Origin of the sequence: Bacillus cereus group sp. BfR-BA-01331, assembly GCF_022663915.1 — a bacterium.
Lineage (GTDB): Bacteria > Bacillota > Bacilli > Bacillales > Bacillaceae_G > Bacillus_A > Bacillus_A mycoides.
Window position 1 is genome coordinate 660,667 of record NZ_JAKUGJ010000001.1, and the last position, 25,367, is coordinate 686,033.

Consider the following 25,367-nt stretch of genomic DNA (forward strand, 5'->3'; position numbering starts at 1 on the left):
TTTTCGTACAGACAACGTTTACAACAACGGAGAATAGGAGGAAGGCCTTTCGTGTTTTTAAAAAGATTAGAAATAGCAGGATTTAAGTCTTTTGCTGAGCGTGTATCTGTCGATTTTGTTCCAGGTGTAACTTCTGTAGTAGGACCTAACGGGAGCGGGAAAAGTAATATTACTGATGCAATTCGCTGGGTACTTGGTGAACAATCTGCAAAGTCATTACGCGGTGCAAAGATGGAGGATATTATTTTTGCCGGCAGTGATACGAGAAGAGCGGTTAATGTTGCTGAAGTTACATTAACTTTAAATAATGAAGACCAACGCTTACCGATTGAGTATAACGAGGTGTGTGTAACGCGTCGTGTATCTCGTTCGGGTGATAGTGATTTTTATATTAATAAACAATCTTGTAGATTAAAAGATATTATTGATTTATTTATGGACTCTGGTATGGGAAGGGAAGCTTTTTCGATTATTAGCCAGGGGAAAGTCGAAGAGATTTTGAGTAGTAAATCAGAAGAACGTCGTGGTGTATTTGAAGAAGCTGCGGGTGTGCTGAAATACAAACTTCGTAAAAAGAAAGCTGAAGGGAAATTGGCGGAAACACAAGAAAACTTAAATCGTGTACAAGATATTATTCACGAATTAAGTAGTCAAGTAGAACCACTAGAAAGACAAGCTTCTATTGCGAAAGATTATCTTGAGAAAAAAGAAGAATTAGAGAAAGTAGAAGCTGCGCTTATTGTACATGAAATTGAAGAATTACATGAAAAGTGGGAAGCGCTTCGAAATCAATTTGGGCATAATAAAGATGAAGAAGCTAAAATGTCGGCGAACTTACAAAAAAGTGAAGAAGAGCTTGAGGAATTACGCGGGCAATTACAAGCCGTTGATGAATCTGTAAATTCCTTACAAGAAGTTCTACTTCTGTCTAGTAAAGAACTAGAAAAACTAGAAGGGCAACGCGAGCTGTTAAAGGAAAGAAAGCAAAATGCAACGACACATTGTGCGCAGCTTGAAAAGCTAATTGTTGAGTTAACAGAGAAAACTACAAGTTATGATGGCGAAATTGAAACAAGTACAGAAGCTTTAATGCAATTTGTGAATCAAGTAAAAGAATTGGAGAAGAAATTGCATGATAACGAGCAATTACTTGCGACTTTTGCTGAGAATTTAGAGGAACAAATTGAGAATTTAAAAGGTGACTATATTGAACTTTTAAATCAACAAGCAAGTCTTCGTAATGAATTATCTATGATTGAAGAACAATCAAAACAGCAAAACTCTAAAAACGAACGACTTGATGAAGAAAATGAAAAGTATGTACAGATGCGTGTGGAAATTACAGCAAAAAAGGCGAAACTTGTAGACAGTTATGAGCAAGCGAGAGAGAAAATAGCTGGCATTATTTCTAACATACAGAAGACAGAAACGGCACTTGGGAAATGTAAGTCACAGTATAGTGAAAATGAAACGAAACTGTATCAAGCGTATCAATTTGTGCAACAGGCGCGCTCTCGGAAAGAAATGTTAGAAGAGATGCAAGAGGACTACTCTGGCTTCTATCAAGGGGTACGTGAAGTATTAAAGGCTAGAGAAAATAGACTACAAGGTATTGAGGGAGCTGTTGCAGAACTTCTGACTGTGCCGAAAGAATATGAAATCGCAATGGAAATCGCCCTTGGGGCAGCGATGCAACATATCGTAGTACAAACAGAAGAGCATGCTCGTAATGCAATTGCATTTTTAAAGCAAAATAAACATGGCCGTGCAACGTTTTTACCTCAAGCTGTTATTAAAAGCCGATCGCTATCATTTGATCAATTACGCATTGTGAATCAGCATCCATCGTTTGTCGGTGTAGCGACAGAACTTGTGCAGTACAATAATAAATATGAGAATGTAGTTTCAAGTTTATTAGGTACAGTTGTTGTTGCGAAAGATTTACGCGGAGCAAATGAGTTAGCGAAACAACTGCAATACCGCTATCGTATTGTAACACTCGAAGGTGACGTAGTGAACCCGGGTGGTTCTATGACGGGTGGAGCTGTAAAACAGGCGAAATCCTCTTTATTGGGACGTCAACGTGAACTGGAAGAGTGGACTAAGAAACTAACTGACATGGAAGAAAAAACAACGAAGCTAGAAAACTTTGTTAAAGCAGTAAAGCAAGAGATTCAAGAAAAAGAAGTACAAATACGAGAGCTACGCCAAGGTGTAGAGACCGAACGTGTAGATGAACAGAAGCTAAGAGAAGAAATTAATCGTTTAGAATTAGATGAACATCGTATTAATGATCGTTTATCGATTTACGATTTAGAGATTGAAGGATTTTTACAAGATCAAGTAAAAATGCAAGGGCGCAAAGAAGAGTTAGAAAAGATTTTAGCGACTCTTCAAGCTGAGATTGGGGAATTAGATAGCAAAATCGTCGTTTTAACGAAACAAAAAAGTGAACAATATTCTTCAAAAGAAAAAGTTCAGAAGGAAATGACGGAGCTAAAAGTACAAGCTGCTGAACAACAACAACGTTTGTCTAATCAAAAAGAAAAAGTCGAACGATTGACGAAGGAAAAAGAAGAGACTGATGCGACGCTTGTAAAAACGAAAGAAGATTTAGCGTTCTTAAAGCAAGAGATGACATCTAATTCAAGTGGCGAAGAACAAATTACGAATATGATTGAGAAGAAAGCGTATGATCGTAATCAAACTTCGGAGTTAATTCGTTCTCGTCGTGAACAACGCGTATCATTGCAAGAAAGAGTCGAGCATTTAGAGCGCGGTGTGAAAGAAACAATAGGTAAACATAAATATATTCTTGAGATGCTGAAAGATCAAGAAGTGAAAATTAACCGACTTGATGTAGAGCTGGAAAATAGATTGCAACATTTACGTGAAACATATACTATTTCATTTGAAGCAGCAAAACTTAAGTATACAATGATGATGCCTGCAGAAGATGCACGTAAAAAGGTGAAACTAATTAAACTATCCATTGAAGAGTTAGGCGCAGTAAATTTAGGGGCAATTGATGAGTATGAACGTGTAGCAGAGCGCCATACATTCTTATTAGAGCAAAGAGATGACCTAGAAGAAGCAAAATCGACATTGCATCAACTTATTACGGAAATGGATGAAGAGATGAAAAAACGCTTTTCTACTACGTTCGAAGGGATTCGAACAGAGTTTCAATCTGTATTCTCTGAATTATTCGGGGGCGGTAGAGCGGATTTAGTAATGACAAACCCAGAAGATTTACTAAATACGGGTATTGATATTGTAGCGCAACCACCAGGAAAGAAACTACAAAATTTAGGTTTACTTTCAGGGGGAGAGCGTGCTTTAACGGCAATTGCGCTCTTATTTGGTATTTTAAAAGTACGCCCAGTTCCATTCTGTGTTCTAGATGAAGTGGAAGCAGCTCTTGATGAGGCAAACGTTGCTCGTTTTGCGCAGTATTTAAAGAAATTTAGTGATGAAACGCAGTTTATTGTAATTACACACCGAAAAGGTACAATGGAAGAGTCTGATGTATTGTACGGTGTAACAATGCAAGAATCAGGGGTGTCGAAGCTTGTTTCTGTTCGTTTAGATGATGGCGAAGAACTTGTTGCAAGTAGATAGGAAGGATGGGAAGTATGAGCTTTTTAAAAAAATTAAAAGAAAAAATTTCAAAACAAACGGATACGGTAACAGAGAAGTTTAAACAAGGATTAGAAAAAACGAGAAATTCATTTGCTGATAAAGTAAATGACTTAGTGTACCGTTACCGCAAAATAGACGAAGATTTCTTTGAAGAATTAGAAGAAATTTTAATTAGTGCGGATGTCGGAGTTTCGACAGTGATGGAATTAATTGATCAGTTGAAAGAAGAAGTGCAACGTCGTAACATTCAAGATCCGAAAGAAGTACAGGCTGTTATTTCTGAAAAGCTAGTGGGCATTTACAAAGGTGACAGCGATTTTAGTAATGAAGTTAATATACAAGAGGATCAATTAACAGTAGTTTTATTTGTTGGTGTGAATGGTGTGGGGAAAACGACGACGATTGGTAAGCTTGCACATAAATTTAAATCAGAAGGTAAGTCTGTCCTATTGGCGGCAGGAGATACATTCCGTGCTGGGGCGATTGAGCAATTAGAAGTATGGGGCGATCGTGTTGGTGTAGAAGTAATTAAGCAAGGATCAGGATCTGATCCAGCGGCTGTTATGTATGATGCTGTACAAGCGGCAAAGGCCCGTAAAGTGGATGTATTGCTATGTGATACAGCGGGACGCTTACAAAATAAAGTAAACTTAATGAATGAGTTAGAGAAAGTGAAGCGTGTAATTGAGCGTGAAGTACCAGGGGCTCCTCATGAAGTATTACTTGTTATTGATGCAACAACAGGGCAAAATGGTTTAAGCCAAGCGAAAACATTCCGTGAAGCAACGAATGTTACTGGTATTGTTTTAACGAAGTTAGATGGAACTGCTAAAGGTGGTATCGTCTTAGCGATTCGTAACGAAATGGATGTTCCGGTGAAATTTGTTGGGCTAGGAGAGCAAATGGATGATCTGCAACAGTTTGATCCAGAACAATATGTTTATGGTTTGTTTGCGAACGTAGTAGAAACAGAAGAAGTGTAAGTGAAAGAAGTGGTATTTCCGCTTCTTTTTTTATAAAAATATGTGATGTTAAGAAAAAAACTTGACACTCTTTTATACTCCATGTAAACTAAGTCATGTAAAGGGAAATCACTTAACAAAGGATGATCCAACATGCTCGAGAAAACAACGAGAATGAACTATTTATTTGATTTTTATCAATCGTTGTTAACGCAAAAACAAAGAAGTTATATGTCGCTTTATTATCTAGATGATTTATCTCTTGGTGAAATTGCGGAAGAATTTGATGTAAGTCGCCAAGCCGTGTATGATAACATTAAACGGACTGAAGCGATGCTTGAAGAATATGAAGATAAATTAGTATTACTTCAAAAGTTTCAAGAGCGACAGCGACTTGTTGCAAAGCTAAAACAGCTACTCAGCGAAGAAGAGCATGTGAATGAAGAAATGAAACAAGTTGTTGAAGCTATCGAAAAATTAGATTAGGAGGGCGGCAATATGGCATTTGAAGGATTAGCCGACCGACTTCAACAGACAATGCAAAAAATCCGCGGCAAAGGAAAAGTTTCTGAAGCCGATGTAAAAGAAATGATGAGAGAAGTTCGTCTAGCTCTTTTAGAAGCGGATGTTAACTTTAAAGTAGTAAAAGATTTTATAAAGCGTGTGTCTGAGCGTGCTGTCGGACAAGATGTAATGAAAAGTTTGACACCTGGACAACAAGTAATTAAAATCGTACAGGAAGAACTTACAGAACTTATGGGCGGAGAGCAAAGCAAAATTGCTGTTGCTAATAAGCCACCTACTGTTATAATGATGGTTGGTCTGCAAGGTGCGGGTAAAACAACGACGACAGGTAAGCTTGCAAATTTGCTTCGTAAAAAGCATAATCGTAAACCGATGCTTGTTGCAGCGGATATTTACCGTCCAGCAGCGATTAAACAGCTTGAAACATTAGGGAAGCAATTGGACATGCCTGTTTTCTCTTTAGGAGATCAAGTAAGTCCGGTTGAAATTGCGAAACAAGCGATTGCGAAAGCAAAAGAAGATCATCACGATTACGTTTTAATCGATACAGCGGGTCGCCTGCATATTGATGAAGAACTAATGGGTGAATTAGCGAAAGTCAAAGAAGTTGCGAAGCCGGATGAAATTTTCCTTGTTGTCGATGCGATGACAGGACAAGACGCGGTAAATGTAGCACAAAGTTTCCATGAACAGTTAGGATTAACAGGTGTTGTACTAACGAAATTAGATGGTGATACGCGCGGTGGTGCGGCATTATCTATTAAGGCTGTAACAAATACACCAATTAAATTTGCTGGTATGGGTGAAAAACTAGATGCAATTGAAGCGTTCCATCCAGAACGTATGGCATCCCGTATTTTAGGGATGGGCGACGTCTTAACATTAATTGAAAAAGCGCAAGCTACAGTTGATGAAGAGAAAGCAAAAGAACTTGAGCAAAAAATGCGTACGCTTTCGTTTACGCTTGACGATTTCCTAGAACAACTTGGACAAGTGCGTCAACTTGGACCACTTGACGAATTGTTAGGAATGCTTCCTGGTGCAAATAAAATTAAAGGGCTGAAAAATGCACAAGTTGATGAAAAACAAATTGGGCATATTGAGGCAATTATTCGTTCTATGACTAAAGTAGAACGAGAACAACCGGAAATAATCAATGCTAGTCGTAAAAAGCGCATTGCCAAAGGTAGCGGTACAACGGTACAAGAAATCAATCGTCTAATCAAGCAATTTGATGATATGAAAAAAATGATGAAGACGATGACGGGAATGCAAAAAGGTAAGAAAAAAGGACTAGGTGGATTGAAGTTTCCATTCATGTAAGGAAAAAAGATGGCTCTGTTAAGAAAAAATACTTTACAAAGCAATAGTCTTTTTGCTAATATAATTATCTGTGTGAAATAAATTCGGAGGTGCTTTATAAATGGCAGTTAAAATTCGTTTAAAACGTATGGGAGCTAAAAAAACTCCTTTCTATCGTGTAGTTGTTGCAGATTCTCGTTCTCCTCGTGACGGACGTTTCATTGAGGAAATCGGTACTTACAATCCGGTTGCTCAACCAGCGGAAGTTAAGATCAACGAAGAAGCAGCATTAAAATGGTTAGGAAATGGTGCTAAACCATCTGATACAGTTCGTAACCTTTTCTCTAACCAAGGTATCATGGAGAAATTCCACTTATCTAAACAAGGTAAGTAATTGAGGCAATGACAATGAAAATGTTAGTCGAGACAATTGTTAAACCTCTTGTGGATCATCCTGGAGATGTAAAAGTTACACAGGAACTTTGCAACGGAGAAATAAAGTATCGATTAACTGTACATCCTGAGGATGTTGGAAAAGTCATTGGAAAGCAAGGGAAAGTTGCGAAAGCGATTAGAATGCTCTTGTATTCAGTGGGACATCATAATGATGAGAACGTCACACTGGAAATTCAATAAACGTAAAAAGGGCGAGGAGTTATTTCCTCTCCCTTTTTTAACATTTAAAGAGAAATTGCATGTTCCATATATAAAATGGAAATGCTTAATTTATATAGAAACCAGGGGTGACATACTATTTATGACAAAGTGGTTTAATGTAGGGAAAATTGTAAATACTCATGGCGTAAAAGGAGAAATTCGTGTTATTTCTCGTACTGATTTTCCAGAAGAGCGATATAAAGTAGGGAACACGTTATACATATGGGATGAGAAAGGTACAGACTATCTTACAGTGAAGGTAACTTCTCATCGTCAACATAAGACATTTGATTTATTAACACTTGAAGGATACAACAATGTAGATGAAGTAGAGAAGTTAAAAGGTTCTTTAATAAAAGTGCCAGAAGAGCAGTTAGGCGAACTAGCTGAAGGCGAATACTACTACCATGAAATTATTGGTTGCAACGTTGTAACGGAAGAAGGAGAAGCGTTAGGGACAATCAAAGAGATTCTATCTCCTGGTGCGAATGACGTTTGGGTGATTAAACGTCCAAAGGGTCAAGATTTGTTAATTCCTTATATTGATGACGTTGTACTTCAAGTTAACATTGAAAATAAATTAGTAACCATTCATGTAATGGAAGGGCTACTATAATGAAAATTGACATTTTAACATTGTTTCCAGATATGTTTACGGGTGTATTTGGGTCTTCAATTTTAAAGAAAGCACAAGAAAAAGAAGCGGTAGAGCTTCGTGTTGTCAATTTTCGTGAGTATACAACTAGTAAGCATAATAGTGTAGATGATTATCCGTATGGTGGGGGCGCTGGTATGGTATTAACCCCACAGCCTATCTTTGACGCAGTAGAAGAGTTAACGAAGGAAACAGACCGTAAGCCGAGAATCGTCTTAATGTGTCCACAAGGAGAGCGTTTCACGCAGAAGAAGGCAGAAGAGCTTGCTGGAGAAGAGCATGTTATTTTTGTATGTGGCCATTATGAAGGATACGATGAACGAATTCGTGAGCATCTTGTAACAGACGAGATTTCTATTGGGGATTACGTATTAACGGGTGGAGAATTGGCTTCTATGGTAGTCACTGACAGTGTTGTACGTCTTTTGCCAGGAGTGCTTGGGAATCAAGCGTCACAAGTGGAAGACTCTTTTAGCACAGGTTTGTTAGAACACCCACATTATACACGTCCTGCTGATTTTCGTGGTATGAAGGTACCGGATGTACTAATGTCAGGAAATCATAAAAACATTGATGAATGGCGCCATAAAGAGTCACTACGTCGTACGTACACACGTAGACCGGATTTACTGGAAGAACGAGAATTATCTAAGCAAGAAGAGAAATGGATGGAACAGATTAAAGAAGACCGATAAGGGCTTGATATATTTTCTATTGCAACAGTCCTAGCAATATGCTATTATAACATTTGTGCTACTGAAATCAGTAGCCGTATTAACGATGTTCCGCTGTAATTTAATAAGACTTTATAAGAGCATCTGTTTAAAGGAGAGAATTTAATATGCAACAATTAATCACAGAAATCACAAAAGGCCAATTGAAAACTGACCTTCCTTCATTCCGTCCTGGAGACACTTTACGTGTACACGTAAAAGTAGTTGAGGGAACTCGTGAAAGAATTCAGCTTTTCGAAGGTGTTGTAATTAAACGTCGTGGTGGCGGAATCAGTGAAACATTCACAGTTCGTAAGATTTCTTACGGTGTAGGTGTTGAGCGTACATTCCCAGTTCACACGCCAAGAATCGCGAACATCGAAGTACTTCGCCGTGGTAAAGTACGTCGTGCTAAGTTATACTACTTACGTAACCTTCGCGGTAAAAAAGCACGTATTAAAGAAATTCGATAAGACATGTATGGGAGCTTGTAAATACACAAGCTCCCTTTTTCCAATCTATATGAAATTTTGGTATAATACGAGCAGCTTACATAACAGTGGAGGGGAAAGCATGAAGAAAGAGAAGAGCTCACTTTGGGAATGGATCAAAGCAATTTTGATTGCTGTTGTATTAGCGGGCGTAATTAGACAGTTTTTCTTTGCCCCAATTCTCGTAGACGGTGTATCGATGTCGCCGACTTTACATGACCGTGATCGAATGATTGTTAATAAAATTGGCTATCACATAGGTGATCCGAAACGCTTTGATATTATTGTATTCCGAGCGACGGAAGAAAAAGATTATATTAAGCGTATTATTGGCCTGCCAGGCGACGAAATCGAATACCGTAATGATAAACTATATGTTAACGGGAAACCTTATGAGGAGCCGTATTTAGATAAGCAGAAAAAACAACTTGCTGACGGACCGCTTACATATGATTTTACTCTTGAAGAAATGACAGGAAAGAAAACTGTTCCAGAAGGTCAATTATTTGTTTTAGGCGATAATCGTCGTTTTAGTAAAGATAGCCGTTCGATTGGTACAATTTCAATGGACCAAATGATAGGTAAAGCAAATATGCTATATTGGCCGTTAAAAGATGCACGTATTGTGAAATAAAAGAAAAAGAAGGTGGCAACATGGTAATTCAATGGTTCCCAGGACATATGGCAAAGGCTAGACGCCAAGTAACAGAAAAATTAAAGTTAATTGATGTTGTAATTGAGCTTGTAGATGCTCGATTACCTTTATCTTCTCGTAATCCAATGATTGATGAAATTATTACACATAAACCAAGGCTTGTTGTTTTAAATAAAGCGGATATGGCGGATGATCGTCTTACAAAGCAGTGGATTGCATATTTTGATGAAAGAGGTCAAAAGGCAATTTCAATTAATGCGCAAGCTGGACAAGGTATGAAAGAAATTGCAGCAGCTTGTAAAGTTCTTGTCAAAGAAAAATTCGATAAAATGGTTGCTAAAGGTATTAGACCAAGAGCAATTCGTGCTTTAATTGTAGGTATTCCAAACGTTGGTAAATCTACACTGATTAATAAATTAGCGAAGAAAAATATAGCAAAAACAGGAGATCGTCCTGGTGTGACAACGGCCCAGCAGTGGATTAAAGTTGGGAAAGAAATGGAATTATTAGATACACCAGGTATTTTGTGGCCTAAATTTGAAGATGAATTAGTTGGTCTTCGTTTAGCGACGACTGGTGCAATTAAAGATTCTATATTAAATTTACAGGATGTAGCTATTTATGCGTTACGTTTTATGGAAAAACATTATCCAGAACGTTTAAAAGAGCGATATAATTTAAATGACATTCCAGAAGAAATTGTGGAGTTATTTGATGCGATTGGAAAAAACAGAGGTTGCTTAATGGGCGGCGGAATGATTGATTATGATAAAACATCTGAGCTTATACTTCGTGAGCTTCGTGGTGGAAGATTTGGAAAAATGACGTTTGAAACACCAGAAGAGTTTGCAGAGCAGGTAGAAGATGTGGAAAAAGTAGAAGAAGTATAAGACGTGCGTTTGTACGTCTTTTCTTTTTGGTTACGTTTAAAAGGAGTGTAAATAGATGCAAAAAATGACTATTCAAGAAGCTGAATGTTTGCTGCAAGAAATTATGAATGAAGAAGACGAGCGTTTTCAAATGTTAGTGAACGATGAGCGAAAAGGTGTTCAAAAACTAATTTTGAAGTGGTATAAACAAAAAGAGTTAGCGCAAAAAGAAAGAGAAAAATTTCTAGAAATGTCAAAGTACGAAAATGAGTTACGTGAAAAAGGGCTCACATACATTGCTGGTATTGATGAAGTGGGTCGTGGGCCGTTAGCAGGACCGGTTGTGACGGCGGCTGTCGTTCTTCCGGAAGATTTTTATATTCCAGGATTAAATGACTCGAAAAAATTAAGTGAAGCGAAACGTGAGCGTTTTTATGATGAAATTAAAGAGCATGCAATTGCGATTGGAGTTGGAATTATATCACCACAAGTTATTGATGAAATAAATATTTATCAAGCGACGAAGCAAGCGATGTTAGATGCCGTTGCTAATTTATCGTGTACACCAGAATATTTATTAATCGATGCGATGAAGCTTCCTACATCAATTCCGCAAACATCAATCATTAAAGGTGATGCGAAAAGTGTCTCTATTTCAGCTGCATCTATTATTGCGAAAGTGACGAGAGATCGCATGATGAAAGAGTTAGGAGGAAAGTATCCTGCATATGGATTTGAACAACATATGGGATATGGGACGAAACAACATTTAGAAGCGATTGAAGCGCATGGAGTATTAGAGGAACATCGAAAATCATTCGCGCCAATTAAAGATATGATTCAAAAATAAGCTGTATATTCACAGCTTATTTTTTATTTTGGTATATAAACATTATTATTTTCGAAAAAGAATAAAGCGATTTCAGTTTTCTGACACTTTATTGTAGACAGCGTGCCAATCATCTTATACAATGGCAATGTAATGTTTTTTAAACATTAAAAAACTTTTCGAGTAAAACAGGAAAACAGGGGAGGATGGGACCATGAATATCCATGAGTACCAAGGTAAGGCAGTCCTTAGAAGCTATGGGGTTAGCGTTCCGAACGGGAAGGTTGCATTTACAGTAGAAGAAGCTGTAGAAGCAGCGAAAGAATTAGGAACGGAAGTATGTGTAGTTAAAGCGCAAATTCACGCTGGTGGACGCGGCAAAGCTGGCGGTGTAAAAGTTGCGAAAAATTTAGAAGAAGTTCGTACATATGCAGAAAGCATTTTAGGAACTACACTTGTGACGCATCAAACAGGTCCTGAAGGTAAGGAAGTAAAACGCTTACTTATCGAAGAAGGTTGCGATATTAAAAAAGAATATTATGTAGGTCTTGTATTAGATCGTGCAACTTCTCAAGTTGTTTTAATGGCATCTGAAGAAGGTGGAACAGAAATTGAAGAAGTAGCAGAAAAAACGCCTGAAAAAATCTTTAAAGAATATATTGATCCAGCAGTAGGTTTACAAGGTTTCCAAGCGCGTAGAATCGCGTTTAACATCAATATTCCAAAAGAACTTGTAGGACAAGCTGTGAAGTTTATGATGGGCTTATACAGTGCGTTTATCGAAAAAGATTGCTCTATCGCTGAGATTAATCCACTTGTTACAACAGGTGACGGTAAAGTTATGGCGTTAGATGCAAAATTAAACTTTGATTCTAATGCGTTATATCGCAATAAAGATATTTTAGAACTTCGTGATCTTGAAGAAGAAGATTCAAAAGAAATTGAAGCTTCTAAATATGACTTAAACTACATTCCTTTAGATGGAAATATCGGTTGTATGGTTAATGGTGCAGGTTTAGCAATGGCTACAATGGATATCATTAAACATTACCATGGTGACCCGGCTAACTTCTTAGATGTTGGTGGCGGCGCAACAGCTGAAAAAGTTACAGAAGCATTCAAAATTATCCTTTCTGACAAAAATGTAAAAGGTATCTTCGTTAACATTTTTGGTGGCATTATGAAGTGTGATGTTATCGCAGAAGGTGTTATTGAAGCGACGAAGCAGGTAGGTCTTGAGTTGCCTTTAGTTGTACGTCTTGAAGGTACAAACGTAGAGCTAGGAAAGAAAATTTTAAATGAGTCTGGTTTAAATATTGTTGCAGCAGAATCTATGGCAGACGGTGCACAAAAAATTGTTTCACTAGTGGGCTAATAGAAAGCGGGGGAGAAAAATGAGCGTATTAGTTAATAAAGATACAAAAGTTATTGTTCAAGGTATTACAGGTTCTCAAGGATTATTCCATACAAAGCAAATGATTGAATACGGTACGAAAATTGTAGGTGGTGTAACACCAGGTAAAGGTGGCACTGATATTGAAGGCGTACCAGTATTTGATACAGTAGAAGATGCTGTGAAAGCAACAGGCGCAAACGCTTCAGTTGTATACGTTCCACCCGCTTTTGCGGCTGATGCAATTATGGAAGCAGTTGATGCAAAGGTTGATTTAGTAGTATGTATTACTGAAGGAATCCCTGTATTAGATATGGTAAACGTAAAGAGATATATGGCGGGTAAACATACACGTTTACTTGGACCAAACTGCCCTGGTGTCATTACACCTGACGAATGTAAAATTGGTATTATGCCAGGATATATTCACAAAAAAGGTCATGTTGGTATCGTATCTCGCTCTGGTACATTAACGTATGAAGCTGTACATCAGTTAACGCAAGAAGGTATTGGCCAATCTACTGCTGTAGGTATCGGGGGAGACCCTGTTAACGGTACGGACTTTATTGATGCGTTAAAAGCATTTAATGAAGATGAAGAAACGCATGCTGTAATTATGATTGGTGAAATCGGCGGTACGGCAGAAGAAGAAGCAGCAGAATGGGTACAAGCTAATATGACAAAACCAGTTGTAGGCTTCATTGGTGGTCAAACAGCGCCTGAAGGCAAACGTATGGGTCATGCTGGGGCGATCATTTCTGGCGGCAAAGGAACTGCTGCTGAAAAGATTAAAACAATGGAAGCTTGTGGTATTAAAGTAGCGGAAACACCAGCTGTTATGGGTGAAACATTAATCTCTGTTTTAAAAGAAAAGGGATTATTTGAGACTTGTAAAAACTACTAATCTTTTTGAAAGGCACCTTCTTATTAGAGGGTGTCTTTTTACACATTTTTTGTTTACATAATAAAAATTATGGGTAAGGAGAATTTGGATGAAAAGAGAACGTTTATTGCACCTTCATTACATGTTGGCGGATCATTGGAAGGCGATGGAGAGACTACTATATCTTGATCCAGAACTGAAGGGAATATACAATTTTAGTCCGAAACAATTTGAATATCACGCTGGAATATCCTCGGAAAAATCTTTAGAACTAGTAAATTTTCTTCAAATTTCAAATCTCCAACAATATGTATCCCAGTTAGAAAAAAAGAGAATATTTTATATAACAATATGGGATAAGGACTATCCACAATTACTGCGAGAAATACAAGATCCCCCTTTTGTTTTATACGGAAAAGGAGAAAGAGATTTTCTAAATAAAGTAAATAAATTAGCAATTGTTGGAACGAGAGAACCGTCTTTATATGGAAAGGAGAGTATGAGGTTTATCTTACACCCTTTGCTTGAAAAAGAATGGCTTATTGTTAGTGGGTTTGCAAGAGGGATAGATACAATTGCTCATGAAATTACAGTAAGGCAGCATTGCCCGACCATTGCAATATTAGGACACGGATTATCTTATATGTATCCAAAGGAGAATAGAGGTTTGTATGACATGTGGAAAGATTATATATTGTTATTGACAGAGTATCCGCCTCATTATGTGCCGAAAAAATGGTATTTCCCCAAAAGAAATCGAATTATTAGCGGTATAAGTAAAGGTGTTTTAGTTGTAGAAGCAAAAACGAGAAGTGGATCCCTTATTACTGCAGACCTTGCGCTAGAACAAAATAGAGAGGTGTTTGCGCTTCCTGGACCTATATTTATAGAGAGTGCAGCGGGAACGAATCATCTAATTCAACAAGGCGCAAAGCTAGTAAGAAATGCGGAGGATATCCTTGAAGAAATTTTAAATTAACCATATATTTTTATGTTTTTATTAAACAATTATTGACAAATGGTAGATTGTCGCTGTATGGTATATTCATTCTTGATTGACAAAAACAAGAGAAATCAATAAGATTGATGAAGACTTGAATCCACCTCTTAAGGAGGCACTAGCATGTCAGATTACCTCGTAATCGTGGAGTCGCCTTCTAAGGCGAAGACCATTGAAAAATATTTAGGGAAAAAATACAAAGTCGTCGCGTCCATGGGACATGTCCGCGATTTACCTAAAAGCCAAATGGGGATAGAAGTAAAGAATAACTTCACCCCGAAGTATATTACCATTCGTGGTAAGGGTCCCGTTTTAAAAGATTTAAAATCAGCGGCAAAAAAAGCAAAGAAAGTCTATCTCGCGGCCGATCCGGATCGTGAAGGAGAAGCAATTGCTTGGCATTTAGCAAATACGTTAAATGTGGACGTTGAATCAGATTGCCGAGTTGTATTTAATGAGATTACAAAAGATGCAATAAAAGAATCATTTAAATATCCTCGTGCAATTAATATGGATTTAGTAGATGCACAACAGGCAAGGCGTATACTCGATCGTCTTGTTGGTTACAATATTAGTCCTTTATTATGGAAGAAAGTAAAAAAAGGATTAAGTGCAGGACGCGTACAATCTGTAGCAGTTCGTTTAATCATCGAACGTGAAAAAGAAATTCAAAGTTTTGAACCTGAAGAATTCTGGACAATTAAAACAGAATTTGTGAAAGGGAAAGACACATTTGAAGCAAGCTTTTACGGTGTAGATGGTGAAAAAGTTCAATTAACGAACGAAGCACAAGTGAACGAAATAATCGAAAAGATGAAAGACAATGCGTTTTCGGTTGAAAATGTAACGCGAAAAGAGCGAAAGCGTAACCCTGCATTACCGTTTACAACATCTTCCTTGCAACAAGAGGCAGCGCGTAAGTTAAATATGCGAGCAAAGAAAACAATGATGCTTGCACAGCAGCTGTATGAAGGGATAGATCTTGGAAAACAAGGGACTGTAGGTCTTATTACGTATATGAGAACTGATTCAACACGTATCTCAGAAACAGCTCAAACAGAGGCTCGTGATTACATTACTGAGGCGTTTGGTGCGGAATACATAGGAACAGAGAAGAGGAAAGAAACGAAAAAGTCGAAAGCACAAGATGCGCATGAGGCGATTCGTCCTACTTCGGTAATGAGAAAGCCAGAGGAACTAAAAAGTTTCTTAAGTCGTGATCAACTCCGTTTGTATAAACTGATTTGGGAGCGATTTGTTGCAAGTCAAATGGCATCTGCTATAATGGATACTGTTACAGCGAAACTCATTAATAACAATGTTCAGTTCCGTGCAAGTGGATCAGTTGTAAAGTTCCCAGGATTTATGAAAGTGTACGTAGAGTCGAAAGATGATGGTGCGGAAGAAAAGGATAAGATGTTGCCACCGTTAGAAGTAGGTGAAACTGTATTTTCAAAAGATATAGAACCAAAGCAACATTACACACAGCCTCCGCCGCGTTATACAGAGGCTCGTCTAGTAAGAACACTTGAAGAGCTTGGAATTGGGAGACCGTCTACTTATGTACCGACACTTGAAACAATCCAAAAACGAGGATACGTTGCTTTAGATAATAAACGCTTCGTTCCGACTGAGCTTGGTGGAATAGTAATCGAACTTATTTTAGAGTTTTTCCCAGAAATTATTAACATTGAATTTACTGCCAATATGGAGCAAAGCCTTGATGAAGTAGAAGAAGGAAATGCAAATTGGGTGAAAATTGTTGATGATTTCTACGTAGGATTTGAACCGCGTTTAGAAAAAGCGGAAAAAGAAATGCGTGAAGTGGAAATTAAAGATGAACCAGCTGGGGAAGACTGTGAATTATGTAGTCACCCGATGGTTTTTAAAATGGGTAAATATGGGAAGTTTATGGCTTGTTCAAATTTCCCGGAATGTCGTAATACAAAACCGATTGTAAAAGAAATCGGTGTTACTTGTCCGAAGTGTGATAAAGGGCAAATTATTGAACGACGTAGTAATAAAAAGAAACGCCTTTTCTACGGATGCGGTACGTATCCAGAATGTGACTTTGTATCTTGGGATAAGCCGATTGGTCGTAAATGTCCGAAGTGTGAAGGTATGCTCGTAGAGAAAAAGTTAAAAAAAGGCGTGCAAGTACAATGTATTTCGTGTGATTATGAAGAAGAACAACAAATGTGAGCGTAACTGCTCACATTTTTTTCGGGAAGAAAAGGAAAGGTGATATATATGACAACACAAGTAGTAAACGTCATTGGCGCAGGTCTTGCAGGAAGCGAAGCAGCTTACCAAATTGCAAAGCGTGGTGTCCAAGTAAAATTATATGAAATGAGACCAGTAAGGCAAACACCAGCTCATCATACAGATAAATTTGCTGAATTAGTATGTAGTAACTCACTTCGTGCAAACACATTAACAAATGCTGTTGGTGTTATTAAAGAAGAAATGCGTCTAATGGATTCTGTCATTATTCGTGCAGCTGATGAGTGCTCTGTACCAGCAGGAGGTGCTTTAGCTGTAGACCGTCATGAATTCGCGGCGAAAGTGACTGAATATGTGAAAAATCATCCGAACGTAACTGTAATGAATGAGGAAATCACTGAAATTCCAGAGGGACCAACTGTTATTGCGACAGGTCCACTTACGTCTCCGGATCTTTCTGCACAATTAAAAAAATTAACAGGTGAAGATTATTTTTATTTCTATGATGCTGCAGCGCCGATCGTTGAGAAAGACAGCATTGACATGAATAAAGTATATTTAAAATCCCGTTATGATAAAGGTGAAGCGGCATATTTAAACTGTCCAATGACAGAAGAAGAGTTTGATCGTTTTTATGAGGCTTTAATTGCTGCTGAGACAGTGCCTTTAAAAGAATTTGAAAAAGAAATTTTCTTTGAAGGTTGTATGCCAGTAGAAGTTATGGCAAGTAGAGGGAGACAGACGTTAGTATTTGGACCGATGAAGCCTGTTGGGTTAGAAGATCCGAAAACAGGGAAAACACCGTACGCGGTTGTTCAGTTACGTCAAGATGATGCAGCAGGAACATTATACAATATTGTAGGCTTCCAAACACATTTAAAGTGGGGGCCACAAAAAGAAGTGTTACAGCTAATTCCAGGACTAGAAAACGCAGAGATTGTACGTTATGGTGTAATGCATCGTAATACGTTTATTAATTCGCCTAATTTGCTTCGTCCAACATATCAATATAAACAACGTGATGATTTATTCTTCGCTGGTCAAATGACTGGTGTAGAGGGTTATGTTGAATCAGCAGCATCAGGATTATTAGCGGGTATTAACGCTGCTCGACTTGTACAAGGTGAAGAGCCAGTTGTATTACCACCTGTAACTGCAATGGGAAGTATGGCGAATTATATTACTGCGACAAATGCGAAAAACTTCCAGCCAATGAATGCAAACTTCGGTTTATTTACACCGTTAGAGAAGAAAATTAAAAAGAAACAAGAGCGAAATGAAGCATATGCTACACGCGCTTTGGAAACAATTCAAAATTTTGTAAATATTTAATTAAATTTCTTGCAAAGGCTACTAAGTTGTGATACGATTTAGTAGCCTTTATTGAGGTGAATTATATGGATGTGAATGTGAAGAAATTGTTACAATTATTCGTTGGATATTTACAAATTGAAAGAAATTATTCAAAATATACAATTGCAAGTTATCAAAATGATTTAGAACATTTTGTGCAATTTATGGAGCGAGAAGGCATATCCTCTTTTTTAGATGTTACATACGCGGATGTTCGTTTATACTTGACGACGTTGCACGATCAGAAGTTAGCCCGTAAATCTGTCGCAAGGAAAGTATCAAGCTTACGAAGTTTATATCGTTTTTTGATGCGTGAAGGTTATCAAAAAGATAATCCGTTTGCACTTGCGTCACTTCCCAAGAAAGAATTGTCAATCCCAAAGTTTTTATATGCTGAAGAGTTAGAGGAATTGTTTGAAGTTTCTGATACAGGGGCACCATTAGGTCAAAGGAATCAAGCTTTATTAGAGTTGATGTATGCAACTGGGATTCGTGTAAGCGAATGCGTTAATTTGCAACTTACCGACATTGACTTTGCAGTGGGAACAATTTTAGTGATGGGAAAAGGGAAAAAACAAAGATATATTCCGTTCGGAAGCTATGCACAAGATGCTTTAATTACTTATATAGAGAACGGGAGAAAACAGTTAGCTCAAAAGACTGAAGAACAATCTCATATGGTATTTTTAAATGCGAAAGGTAAGCCGTTAACAGATCAGGGTGTACGTTATGTTTTGAACGAACTCATTAAGAAAGCTTCACTTACAATGCGAATAAGTCCCCATATGTTAAGGCATACATTTGCTACACATATGTTGGATGAAGGAGCGGATTTACGTACTGTGCAGGAGCTATTAGGTCATGAGAATTTGTCAACCACACAAATTTATACGCATGTCTCTAAAGAAAGATTGCGTTCTGTGTACATGAAGCATCACCCGCGGGCATAAATTGCTTTTAAGGCTATAAAAACATATAAAGGAGTTTTTTCTATGGGAAATTTCCACGCTACAACGATATTTGCAGTTCATCATAATGGAGAATGTGCAATGGCTGGAGATGGTCAGGTAACGATGGGGAATGCTGTTGTAATGAAACATACAGCTCGCAAAGTTCGCAAACTTTTCCAAGGGAAAGTTTTAGCTGGTTTTGCAGGATCAGTTGCTGATGCATTTACTCTTTTTGAAATGTTTGAAGGAAAATTAGAAGAGTATAATGGCAACTTGCAGCGCGCTGCAGTTGAGATGGCGAAACAATGGCGTGGTGATAAAATGCTACGTCAGCTAGAAGCAATGCTCATTGTCATGGATAAAACAACGATGCTCCTTGTTTCAGGTACAGGAGAAGTGATTGAACCAGATGATGGTATTTTAGCAATTGGTTCAGGCGGACATTATGCACTTGCTGCTGGTCGTGCTTTAAAGCAACATGCAAGTGAACATTTAACAGCGAAACAAATTGCGAAGGCCAGTTTAGAAATTGCAGGCGATATTTGTGTTTATACGAACCACAACATAATTGTTGAAGAATTGTAGAATCGTAAGGGAGGCATTTTATATGCATTTACATTTTACTCCGCGTCAAATTGTGGAAAAATTAGATCAATACATCATCGGTCAAAAAGATGCAAAGAAAGCGGTTGCTGTAGCTCTACGAAATCGATACCGTCGCAGTAAATTAGTTGAAAATTTACGTGATGAAATTGCACCTAAAAACATTTTAATGATTGGACCGACAGGTGTTGGTAAAACAGAGGTAGCACGGCGAATGGCGAAACTCGTTGGAGCACCTTTTATTAAGGTTGAAGCGACGAAATTTACAGAAGTTGGATATGTGGGTCGAGATGTAGAGTCGATGGTCCGCGACCTTGTTGAAACGTCTGTTCGTATTGTGAAAGAGGAAATGGTAGTTAAAGTTCAAGATAAAGCAGAAGAGCAAGCGAATCAACGTCTTGTTGAAATTTTAGTGCCGAGTCCGGAGAAACAATCTGGATTTAAAAATCCATTAGAAATGCTTTTTGGTGGTAATCAAAATTCAAACCAAACATCTGATGCACAGGAAGATGATGAAATCGAAAAGAAACGTCAAGATGTGGAAAGAAAGCTTGCGGCAGGCCTTCTTGAAGATGAAGTGATATCGATCGAAGTGACGGAACAACAGTCTTCTATGTTTGATATGTTGCAAGGAACTGGCATGGAGCAAATGGGAATGAATTTCCAAGATGCACTAGGAAGTATCATGCCGAAAAAAACGAAAAAACGTAAACTTTCTGTAAAAGAAGCAAGAAAACTCTTGACAAATGAAGAGGCACAGCGCTTAATTGATATGGATGAAGTTACACAAGAGGCTGTTTATCGTGCTGAACAGCTCGGGATTATTTTTATCGATGAAATTGACAAAATTGCTGGTAAGCAGTCGAATAGCGTAGATGTATCGCGTGAAGGTGTGCAACGTGACATTTTACCGATTGTAGAAGGGTCGAATGTAGCAACGAAATATGGATCAGTAAAAACGGATTATATTTTATTTGTTGCAGCTGGAGCGTTCCATATGTCTAAACCGTCGGATTTAATTCCGGAATTGCAAGGGAGATTTCCGATTCGAGTAGAATTAACAAAATTATCGGCGGATGATTTTGTTAAAATATTAATCGAGCCTGACAATGCGCTAATTAAACAGTACACGGCGTTATTAGCGACTGAAGGTATAGAAATTGAATTTTCAGACGAAGCTATTCGTAAGATTGCTGAGATTGCTTATCAAGTTAATCAGGATACAGATAATATTGGAGCGAGAAGACTTCATACTGTTATGGAGAAGCTCCTTGAAGATTTATCGTTTGAGGCATCTGAAATTACGTTAGAGAAAATAACGATAACACCTCAATATGTTGAGGAAAAATTAGCGACAATAGCTAAAAATAAAGATGTGAGCCAGTTTATTTTGTAATAGTGTCATCAGGTGACTCGCCCTAGTTTCCAAGTGATGAAAAAATATGTAAGTAACATGTAGGAGGAAATTTTGAAATGGAATTATTAGCAAAAACGAGAAAATTAAATGCGTTATTACAGAGCGCAGCAGGAAAGCCTGTAAACTTTAGAGAGATGTCTGACACAATGTGTGAAGTAATTGAAGCGAACGTGTTCGTTGTAAGTCGTCGCGGTAAATTATTAGGATATGCGATTCACCAACAAATCGAAAACGAACGTATGAAGCACATGCTTGCAGAGCGTCAATTCCCAGAAGAGTATACGCAAAGTTTATTCAATGTTACAGAAACATCTTCAAATTTAGGTGTGGATAGTGACTACACAGCATTCCCAGTAGAAAATAGAGAATTATTCGGTCAAGGTTTAACTACAATCGTACCAATCGTTGGTGGCGGTGAGCGTCTAGGTACACTAGTGTTAGCTCGTCTTGGTCAAGAGTTCTTAGACGATGATTTAATTCTTGCTGAATACAGCTCAACTGTTGTAGGTATGGAAATCTTACGTGAAAAAGCAGAAGAAATCGAAGAGGAAGCACGTAGTAAAGCTGTTGTTCAAATGGCGATTAGCTCATTATCTTACAGTGAGTTAGAAGCAATCGAGCATATCTTCGAAGAATTAAATGGAACAGAAGGTTTACTTGTTGCAAGTAAAATTGCTGATCGCGTAGGAATTACTCGTTCGGTAATCGTAAATGCACTACGTAAATTAGAAAGTGCTGGTGTTATTGAGTCTCGCTCTTTAGGTATGAAAGGAACATACATTAAAGTGCTAAACGACAAGTTTCTACAGGAACTTGCTAAATTAAAAACAAACTAATTTATAAAAAAACTCTCCTCGCTTGAGGAGAGTTTTTTGTTTTTCAAGTGAATGATTTTGCTTACGTAAGGCGTCATGACAACATTCATTAGAAAACTATTAATTAACCTTCAATTCCTTGCTTAAAGGAATTGAAGGTTGGTAATACTAGGATTTGAGCGTGAAAAAAAGAAAGTTTTACATTGTTCGCATTTTCGACTTGATTGTAATATTTCAGTATGATATAGTAAGCAGTGGTGTCAGTACAAAGTACACACGTTTACTGATTTAAGTGTTGGTGCTACGTTCGTAGTTTCGCTTAGAGATGAAGTAAACGGAGGATATCAAAAAAACCATTTAGGAGGAACTAAATTATGTCAGTAATTTCTATGAAACAATTGCTTGAAGCTGGTGTTCATTTCGGACATCAAACTCGTCGTTGGAACCCAAAAATGAAGCGTTACATCTTCACAGAGCGTAACGGTATCTACATCATCGACTTACAAAAAACTGTGAAAAAAGTTGAGGAAGCTTACAGAACGATGCGTGACATCGCTGCTGAAGGTGGAGACATTTTATTCGTAGGTACTAAAAAACAAGCACAAGAAGCTATTAAAGAAGAAGCAACTCGTGCTGGTATGTACTTCGTTAACCAACGTTGGTTAGGTGGAACTTTAACAAACTTCCAAACAATCCAAAAGCGTATCAAGCGTCTTAAAGATATCGAAAGAATGCAAGAAGATGGTACTTTCGAAGTACTTCCTAAGAAAGAAGTTGTTCAACTTAAAAAAGAGTTAGAGCGTCTTGAGAAATTCTTAGGCGGTATTAAAGATATGAAAGGTCTTCCAAGTGCATTATTCATAGTAGACCCTCGTAAAGAGCGTATTGCAGTTGCTGAAGCACGCAAATTACACATTCCAATCATCGGTATCGTTGATACAAACTGTGATCCGGACGAAATCGATCACGTTATTCCAGCAAACGATGATGCAATTCGTGCTGTAAAACTTCTTACATCTAAAATGGCAGACGCGATCCTTGAAACAAAACAAGGTGAAGAAACTGTTACTGCGTAACAAATTTGGAAAGGTGATAAGGGGTTCGGCCTTTTATCACCTTTTTTAAGGTATAAACACCTTTATAAAAGGTATAAATACATATTTTAGGAGGATGAAAAATATGGCAATCACTGCACAAATGGTAAAAGAACTTCGCGAAAAAACTGGCGCAGGTATGATGGACTGCAAAAAAGCTTTAACAGAAACTAACGGCGACATGGAGAAAGCAATTGACTTCTTACGTGAAAAAGGTATTGCGAAAGCTGCTAAAAAAGCAGACCGCATCGCTGCTGAAGGTTTAACTTTCATCGAAACAAACGGTAACGAAGGTTTAATCTTAGAATTAAACTCTGAGACTGATTTCGTTGCGAAAAACGAAGGTTTCCAAGCGTTAATTAAAGAATTAGCTGCTCACTTATTAGCTAACAAACCTGCTAACGTTGAAGAAGCTATGGCTCAAACAATCGAAGGCGGCAAAACAGTAGAAGAGCACATCAACGAAGCAATCGCTAAAATTGGTGAAAAACTTACACTTCGTCGTTTCGAAATCGTATCAAAAACTGATGCTGATGCATTCGGCGCTTACCTACACATGGGTGGACGTATTGGTGTATTAACAGTTCTTGAAGGTTCTACTGACGAAGCAGCTGCTAAAGATGTAGCAATGCACATCGCAGCAGTTAACCCTAAATACATCGACCGCGATGCTGTAACAGCTGAAGAAGTTGAGCATGAGCGTCAAGTATTAACACAACAAGCTTTAAACGAAGGCAAGCCTGAAAAAATCGTTGCGAAAATGGTAGAAGGCCGTCTTGGCAAATTCTTTGAAGAGATTTGCTTACTTGACCAAACATTCGTTAAGAATCCTGACATGAAAGTTCGTCAATTCGTTGAGTCTAAAGGCGGAACATTAAAAGGATTCGTTCGCTACGCTGTTGGTGAAGGTATCGAAAAACGCGAAGACAACTTTGCTGAAGAAGTAATGAACCAAGTAAAAGGTAACAACTAATACAGATTAGGGAACACATTGTGTTCCCTTTTTTAAAATAAAGATGTAAGCAATTGGAGGTTCATTATGAGTAAACCGAAATATAATCGTGTCGTTTTAAAGCTGAGCGGAGAAGCTTTAGCTGGCGAGCAAGGATTTGGAATTAACCCAGCTGTTATTAAGTCAGTTGCGGAACAAGTGAAAGAAATTGCAGAACTTGATGTAGAGGTTGCTGTTGTTGTTGGTGGCGGTAACATTTGGCGTGGGAAAATTGGAAGCGAAATGGGCATGGATCGTGCAGGAGCAGATTACATGGGCATGTTAGCAACAGTTATGAATTCATTAGCTCTTCAAGATAGCTTAGAGAATATTGGAATTCAAACTCGCGTACAAACTTCAATTGAGATGCGTCAAGTGGCAGAGCCTTACATTCGTCGTAAAGCAATTCGTCACTTAGAGAAAAAACGTGTTGTTATCTTTGCTGCAGGTACAGGTAACCCATACTTCTCTACAGATACAACAGCAGCATTACGTGCAGCTGAAATCGAAGCGGACGTTATTTTAATGGCGAAAAATAATGTGGATGGCGTATATAGTGCAGATCCATCTATTGACCCAACAGCTACGAAATACGAAACACTTACTTACTTAGATGTATTAAAAGCAGGTTTAGGTGTAATGGATTCTACAGCTTCTTCTTTATGTATGGATAATGATATTTCATTAATTGTATTCTCGGTTATGGAAAAAGGTAACATTAAACGTGCCGTTTTAGGCGAAAATATTGGAACAGTTGTAAGGGGGAAATAAATTATGGGACAACAAGTATTGAAGTCTTCAAATGAAAAAATGGAAAAAGCAGTTGCTGCTTATTCTCGTGAATTAGCAACAGTTCGCGCTGGTCGTGCAAGCTCGTCTGTATTAGATAAGGTACAAGTTGATTACTATGGTGCACCAACACCAGTTGTGCAATTAGCGAACATTACAGTTCCAGAAGCACGTTTGCTTGTAATTCAACCTTATGATAAAACTTCTATCGGTGATATTGAAAAAGCAATTTTAAAAGCAGATTTAGGCTTAAACCCTTCTAATGATGGAACTGTAATTCGTATTGCATTCCCTGCATTAACAGAAGAGCGTCGTCGCGATCTTGTAAAAGTTGTGAAAAAATATGCTGAGGAAGCAAAAGTTGCTGTTCGTAACGTACGTCGTGACAGTAATGATGACCTTAAGAAGCTTGAAAAAGCTGGCGACATTACAGAAGATGATTTAAGAGGATATACTGAAGATATCCAAAAAGAAACAGATAAATATATTGCAAAAGTTGACGAAATCGCAAAAAACAAAGAAAAAGAAATTATGGAAGTGTAATAGCGATAATTTC

The 25,367-nt window shown here is 37.9% G+C and carries 25 protein-coding genes; all 25 read left to right on the forward strand.

Features of this window, described 5'->3' with window-relative positions; genetic code table 11:
- Positions 1–51 precede the first annotated feature (51 nt).
- A complete protein-coding gene (smc, locus tag MR155_RS03505; RefSeq protein ID WP_242307961.1) occupies positions 52–3,621 on the forward strand; it encodes a chromosome segregation protein SMC in 3,570 nt (1,189 codons plus the stop codon).
- A gap of 14 nt (positions 3,622–3,635) precedes the next feature.
- The gene (ftsY, locus tag MR155_RS03510; protein ID WP_002088200.1) at positions 3,636–4,625 is read left to right on the forward strand and encodes a signal recognition particle-docking protein FtsY; all 990 of its coding nucleotides are present in this window, start codon (positions 3,636–3,638) and stop codon (positions 4,623–4,625) included.
- A gap of 132 nt (positions 4,626–4,757) precedes the next feature.
- Positions 4,758–5,090 carry a putative DNA-binding protein gene (locus MR155_RS03515; RefSeq protein WP_002033794.1) on the forward strand — a complete coding sequence of 111 codons (333 nt, stop codon included), beginning with the start codon at positions 4,758–4,760 and terminating at the stop codon, positions 5,088–5,090.
- A gap of 12 nt (positions 5,091–5,102) precedes the next feature.
- Positions 5,103–6,452, forward strand: a complete 1,350-nt coding sequence (gene ffh, locus MR155_RS03520) for a signal recognition particle protein (protein WP_002014519.1) — start codon at positions 5,103–5,105, stop codon at positions 6,450–6,452.
- 100 nt (positions 6,453–6,552) lie between these two features.
- Positions 6,553–6,825, forward strand: coding sequence for a 30S ribosomal protein S16 (gene rpsP, locus MR155_RS03525; protein WP_000268750.1), 273 nt, complete (start codon positions 6,553–6,555; stop codon positions 6,823–6,825).
- Between the two features lie 14 nt (positions 6,826–6,839).
- On the forward strand, positions 6,840–7,067 hold the full coding sequence (locus MR155_RS03530) for a KH domain-containing protein (protein WP_002088196.1): 228 nt from the start codon (positions 6,840–6,842) through the stop codon (positions 7,065–7,067).
- 121 nt (positions 7,068–7,188) lie between these two features.
- Entirely contained in the window at positions 7,189–7,704 is a 516-nt protein-coding gene (gene rimM / locus MR155_RS03535; protein ID WP_002014521.1) for a ribosome maturation factor RimM, read from the forward strand.
- Positions 7,704–8,438, forward strand: coding sequence for a tRNA (guanosine(37)-N1)-methyltransferase TrmD (gene trmD / locus MR155_RS03540; RefSeq protein ID WP_242307964.1), 735 nt, complete (start codon positions 7,704–7,706; stop codon positions 8,436–8,438). Before rimM ends, trmD begins: the two co-directional genes overlap by 1 nt.
- Before the next feature lie 146 nt (positions 8,439–8,584).
- Positions 8,585–8,929, forward strand: coding sequence for a 50S ribosomal protein L19 (gene rplS / locus MR155_RS03545; protein ID WP_002014524.1), 345 nt, complete (start codon positions 8,585–8,587; stop codon positions 8,927–8,929).
- A 100-nt stretch (positions 8,930–9,029) separates the two neighbouring features.
- Positions 9,030–9,581: a signal peptidase I gene (gene lepB / locus MR155_RS03550; protein WP_002088189.1), complete on the forward strand. Its 552-nt coding sequence runs from the start codon at positions 9,030–9,032 to the stop codon at positions 9,579–9,581.
- Positions 9,582–9,601: 20 nt separating this feature from the next.
- Positions 9,602–10,492: a ribosome biogenesis GTPase YlqF gene (gene ylqF, locus MR155_RS03555; protein ID WP_002088188.1), complete on the forward strand. Its 891-nt coding sequence runs from the start codon at positions 9,602–9,604 to the stop codon at positions 10,490–10,492.
- A gap of 55 nt (positions 10,493–10,547) precedes the next feature.
- On the forward strand, positions 10,548–11,321 hold the full coding sequence (locus tag MR155_RS03560) for a ribonuclease HII (protein ID WP_242307968.1): 774 nt from the start codon (positions 10,548–10,550) through the stop codon (positions 11,319–11,321).
- 193 nt (positions 11,322–11,514) lie between these two features.
- The gene (gene sucC, locus MR155_RS03565; protein ID WP_002014529.1) at positions 11,515–12,675 is read left to right on the forward strand and encodes an ADP-forming succinate--CoA ligase subunit beta; all 1,161 of its coding nucleotides are present in this window, start codon (positions 11,515–11,517) and stop codon (positions 12,673–12,675) included.
- A gap of 19 nt (positions 12,676–12,694) precedes the next feature.
- Positions 12,695–13,597: a succinate--CoA ligase subunit alpha gene (sucD, locus tag MR155_RS03570; protein WP_002033796.1), complete on the forward strand. Its 903-nt coding sequence runs from the start codon at positions 12,695–12,697 to the stop codon at positions 13,595–13,597.
- Positions 13,598–13,685: 88 nt separating this feature from the next.
- Complete coding sequence (dprA, locus tag MR155_RS03575; RefSeq protein WP_242307970.1) at positions 13,686–14,555, forward strand: DNA-processing protein DprA; 870 nt, start codon at positions 13,686–13,688, stop codon at positions 14,553–14,555.
- Positions 14,556–14,699: 144 nt separating this feature from the next.
- Positions 14,700–16,778, forward strand: a complete 2,079-nt coding sequence (gene topA / locus MR155_RS03580) for a type I DNA topoisomerase (protein WP_002088184.1) — start codon at positions 14,700–14,702, stop codon at positions 16,776–16,778.
- 48 nt (positions 16,779–16,826) lie between these two features.
- Positions 16,827–18,131, forward strand: a complete 1,305-nt coding sequence (gene trmFO / locus MR155_RS03585; RefSeq protein ID WP_002066796.1) for an FADH(2)-oxidizing methylenetetrahydrofolate--tRNA-(uracil(54)-C(5))-methyltransferase TrmFO — start codon at positions 16,827–16,829, stop codon at positions 18,129–18,131.
- Positions 18,132–18,202: 71 nt separating this feature from the next.
- The gene (gene xerC, locus MR155_RS03590; RefSeq protein WP_078175468.1) at positions 18,203–19,102 is read left to right on the forward strand and encodes a tyrosine recombinase XerC; all 900 of its coding nucleotides are present in this window, start codon (positions 18,203–18,205) and stop codon (positions 19,100–19,102) included.
- Positions 19,103–19,144: 42 nt separating this feature from the next.
- On the forward strand, positions 19,145–19,687 hold the full coding sequence (hslV, locus tag MR155_RS03595; RefSeq protein ID WP_002014538.1) for an ATP-dependent protease proteolytic subunit HslV: 543 nt from the start codon (positions 19,145–19,147) through the stop codon (positions 19,685–19,687).
- 22 nt (positions 19,688–19,709) lie between these two features.
- Positions 19,710–21,101: an ATP-dependent protease ATPase subunit HslU gene (gene hslU / locus MR155_RS03600; protein WP_002014539.1), complete on the forward strand. Its 1,392-nt coding sequence runs from the start codon at positions 19,710–19,712 to the stop codon at positions 21,099–21,101.
- A gap of 77 nt (positions 21,102–21,178) precedes the next feature.
- Positions 21,179–21,958 (forward strand): GTP-sensing pleiotropic transcriptional regulator CodY, encoded by a 780-nt coding sequence (gene codY, locus MR155_RS03605; protein ID WP_002014541.1) that lies wholly within the window; start codon positions 21,179–21,181, stop codon positions 21,956–21,958.
- A gap of 353 nt (positions 21,959–22,311) precedes the next feature.
- Entirely contained in the window at positions 22,312–23,013 is a 702-nt protein-coding gene (gene rpsB / locus MR155_RS03610; RefSeq protein ID WP_002088178.1) for a 30S ribosomal protein S2, read from the forward strand.
- Positions 23,014–23,116: 103 nt separating this feature from the next.
- Positions 23,117–24,004 (forward strand): translation elongation factor Ts, encoded by an 888-nt coding sequence (gene tsf / locus MR155_RS03615; protein ID WP_002088177.1) that lies wholly within the window; start codon positions 23,117–23,119, stop codon positions 24,002–24,004.
- 66 nt (positions 24,005–24,070) lie between these two features.
- Entirely contained in the window at positions 24,071–24,793 is a 723-nt protein-coding gene (gene pyrH, locus MR155_RS03620; RefSeq protein ID WP_002014544.1) for a UMP kinase, read from the forward strand.
- A 3-nt stretch (positions 24,794–24,796) separates the two neighbouring features.
- Positions 24,797–25,354: a ribosome recycling factor gene (gene frr / locus MR155_RS03625; protein ID WP_000531506.1), complete on the forward strand. Its 558-nt coding sequence runs from the start codon at positions 24,797–24,799 to the stop codon at positions 25,352–25,354.
- The last annotated feature ends 13 nt before the right edge of the window (positions 25,355–25,367 follow it).

Excerpts from the sequence above, each read along its gene's own strand:
- codY (WP_002014541.1), top strand. The coding sequence starts at position 21,179 with ATGGAATTATTAGCAAAAACGAGAAAATTAAATGCGTTATTACAGAGC.
- dprA (WP_242307970.1), top strand. The coding sequence starts at position 13,686 with ATGAAAAGAGAACGTTTATTGCACCTTCATTACATGTTGGCGGATCAT.
- MR155_RS03530 (WP_002088196.1), top strand. The coding sequence starts at position 6,840 with ATGAAAATGTTAGTCGAGACAATTGTTAAACCTCTTGTGGATCATCCT.
- sucC (WP_002014529.1), top strand. The coding sequence starts at position 11,515 with ATGAATATCCATGAGTACCAAGGTAAGGCAGTCCTTAGAAGCTATGGG.
- trmD (WP_242307964.1), top strand. The coding sequence starts at position 7,704 with ATGAAAATTGACATTTTAACATTGTTTCCAGATATGTTTACGGGTGTA.
- topA (WP_002088184.1), top strand. The coding sequence starts at position 14,700 with ATGTCAGATTACCTCGTAATCGTGGAGTCGCCTTCTAAGGCGAAGACC.
- lepB (WP_002088189.1), top strand. The coding sequence starts at position 9,030 with ATGAAGAAAGAGAAGAGCTCACTTTGGGAATGGATCAAAGCAATTTTG.
- ylqF (WP_002088188.1), top strand. The coding sequence starts at position 9,602 with ATGGTAATTCAATGGTTCCCAGGACATATGGCAAAGGCTAGACGCCAA.
- rpsP (WP_000268750.1), top strand. The coding sequence starts at position 6,553 with ATGGCAGTTAAAATTCGTTTAAAACGTATGGGAGCTAAAAAAACTCCT.
- rpsB (WP_002088178.1), top strand. The coding sequence starts at position 22,312 with ATGTCAGTAATTTCTATGAAACAATTGCTTGAAGCTGGTGTTCATTTC.
- hslV (WP_002014538.1), top strand. The coding sequence starts at position 19,145 with ATGGGAAATTTCCACGCTACAACGATATTTGCAGTTCATCATAATGGA.
- hslU (WP_002014539.1), top strand. The coding sequence starts at position 19,710 with ATGCATTTACATTTTACTCCGCGTCAAATTGTGGAAAAATTAGATCAA.
- trmFO (WP_002066796.1), top strand. The coding sequence starts at position 16,827 with ATGACAACACAAGTAGTAAACGTCATTGGCGCAGGTCTTGCAGGAAGC.
- rplS (WP_002014524.1), top strand. The coding sequence starts at position 8,585 with ATGCAACAATTAATCACAGAAATCACAAAAGGCCAATTGAAAACTGAC.
- rimM (WP_002014521.1), top strand. The coding sequence starts at position 7,189 with ATGACAAAGTGGTTTAATGTAGGGAAAATTGTAAATACTCATGGCGTA.
- MR155_RS03515 (WP_002033794.1), top strand. The coding sequence starts at position 4,758 with ATGCTCGAGAAAACAACGAGAATGAACTATTTATTTGATTTTTATCAA.
- ffh (WP_002014519.1), top strand. The coding sequence starts at position 5,103 with ATGGCATTTGAAGGATTAGCCGACCGACTTCAACAGACAATGCAAAAA.
- tsf (WP_002088177.1), top strand. The coding sequence starts at position 23,117 with ATGGCAATCACTGCACAAATGGTAAAAGAACTTCGCGAAAAAACTGGC.
- sucD (WP_002033796.1), top strand. The coding sequence starts at position 12,695 with ATGAGCGTATTAGTTAATAAAGATACAAAAGTTATTGTTCAAGGTATT.
- frr (WP_000531506.1), top strand. The coding sequence starts at position 24,797 with ATGGGACAACAAGTATTGAAGTCTTCAAATGAAAAAATGGAAAAAGCA.
- ftsY (WP_002088200.1), top strand. The coding sequence starts at position 3,636 with ATGAGCTTTTTAAAAAAATTAAAAGAAAAAATTTCAAAACAAACGGAT.
- MR155_RS03560 (WP_242307968.1), top strand. The coding sequence starts at position 10,548 with ATGCAAAAAATGACTATTCAAGAAGCTGAATGTTTGCTGCAAGAAATT.
- pyrH (WP_002014544.1), top strand. The coding sequence starts at position 24,071 with ATGAGTAAACCGAAATATAATCGTGTCGTTTTAAAGCTGAGCGGAGAA.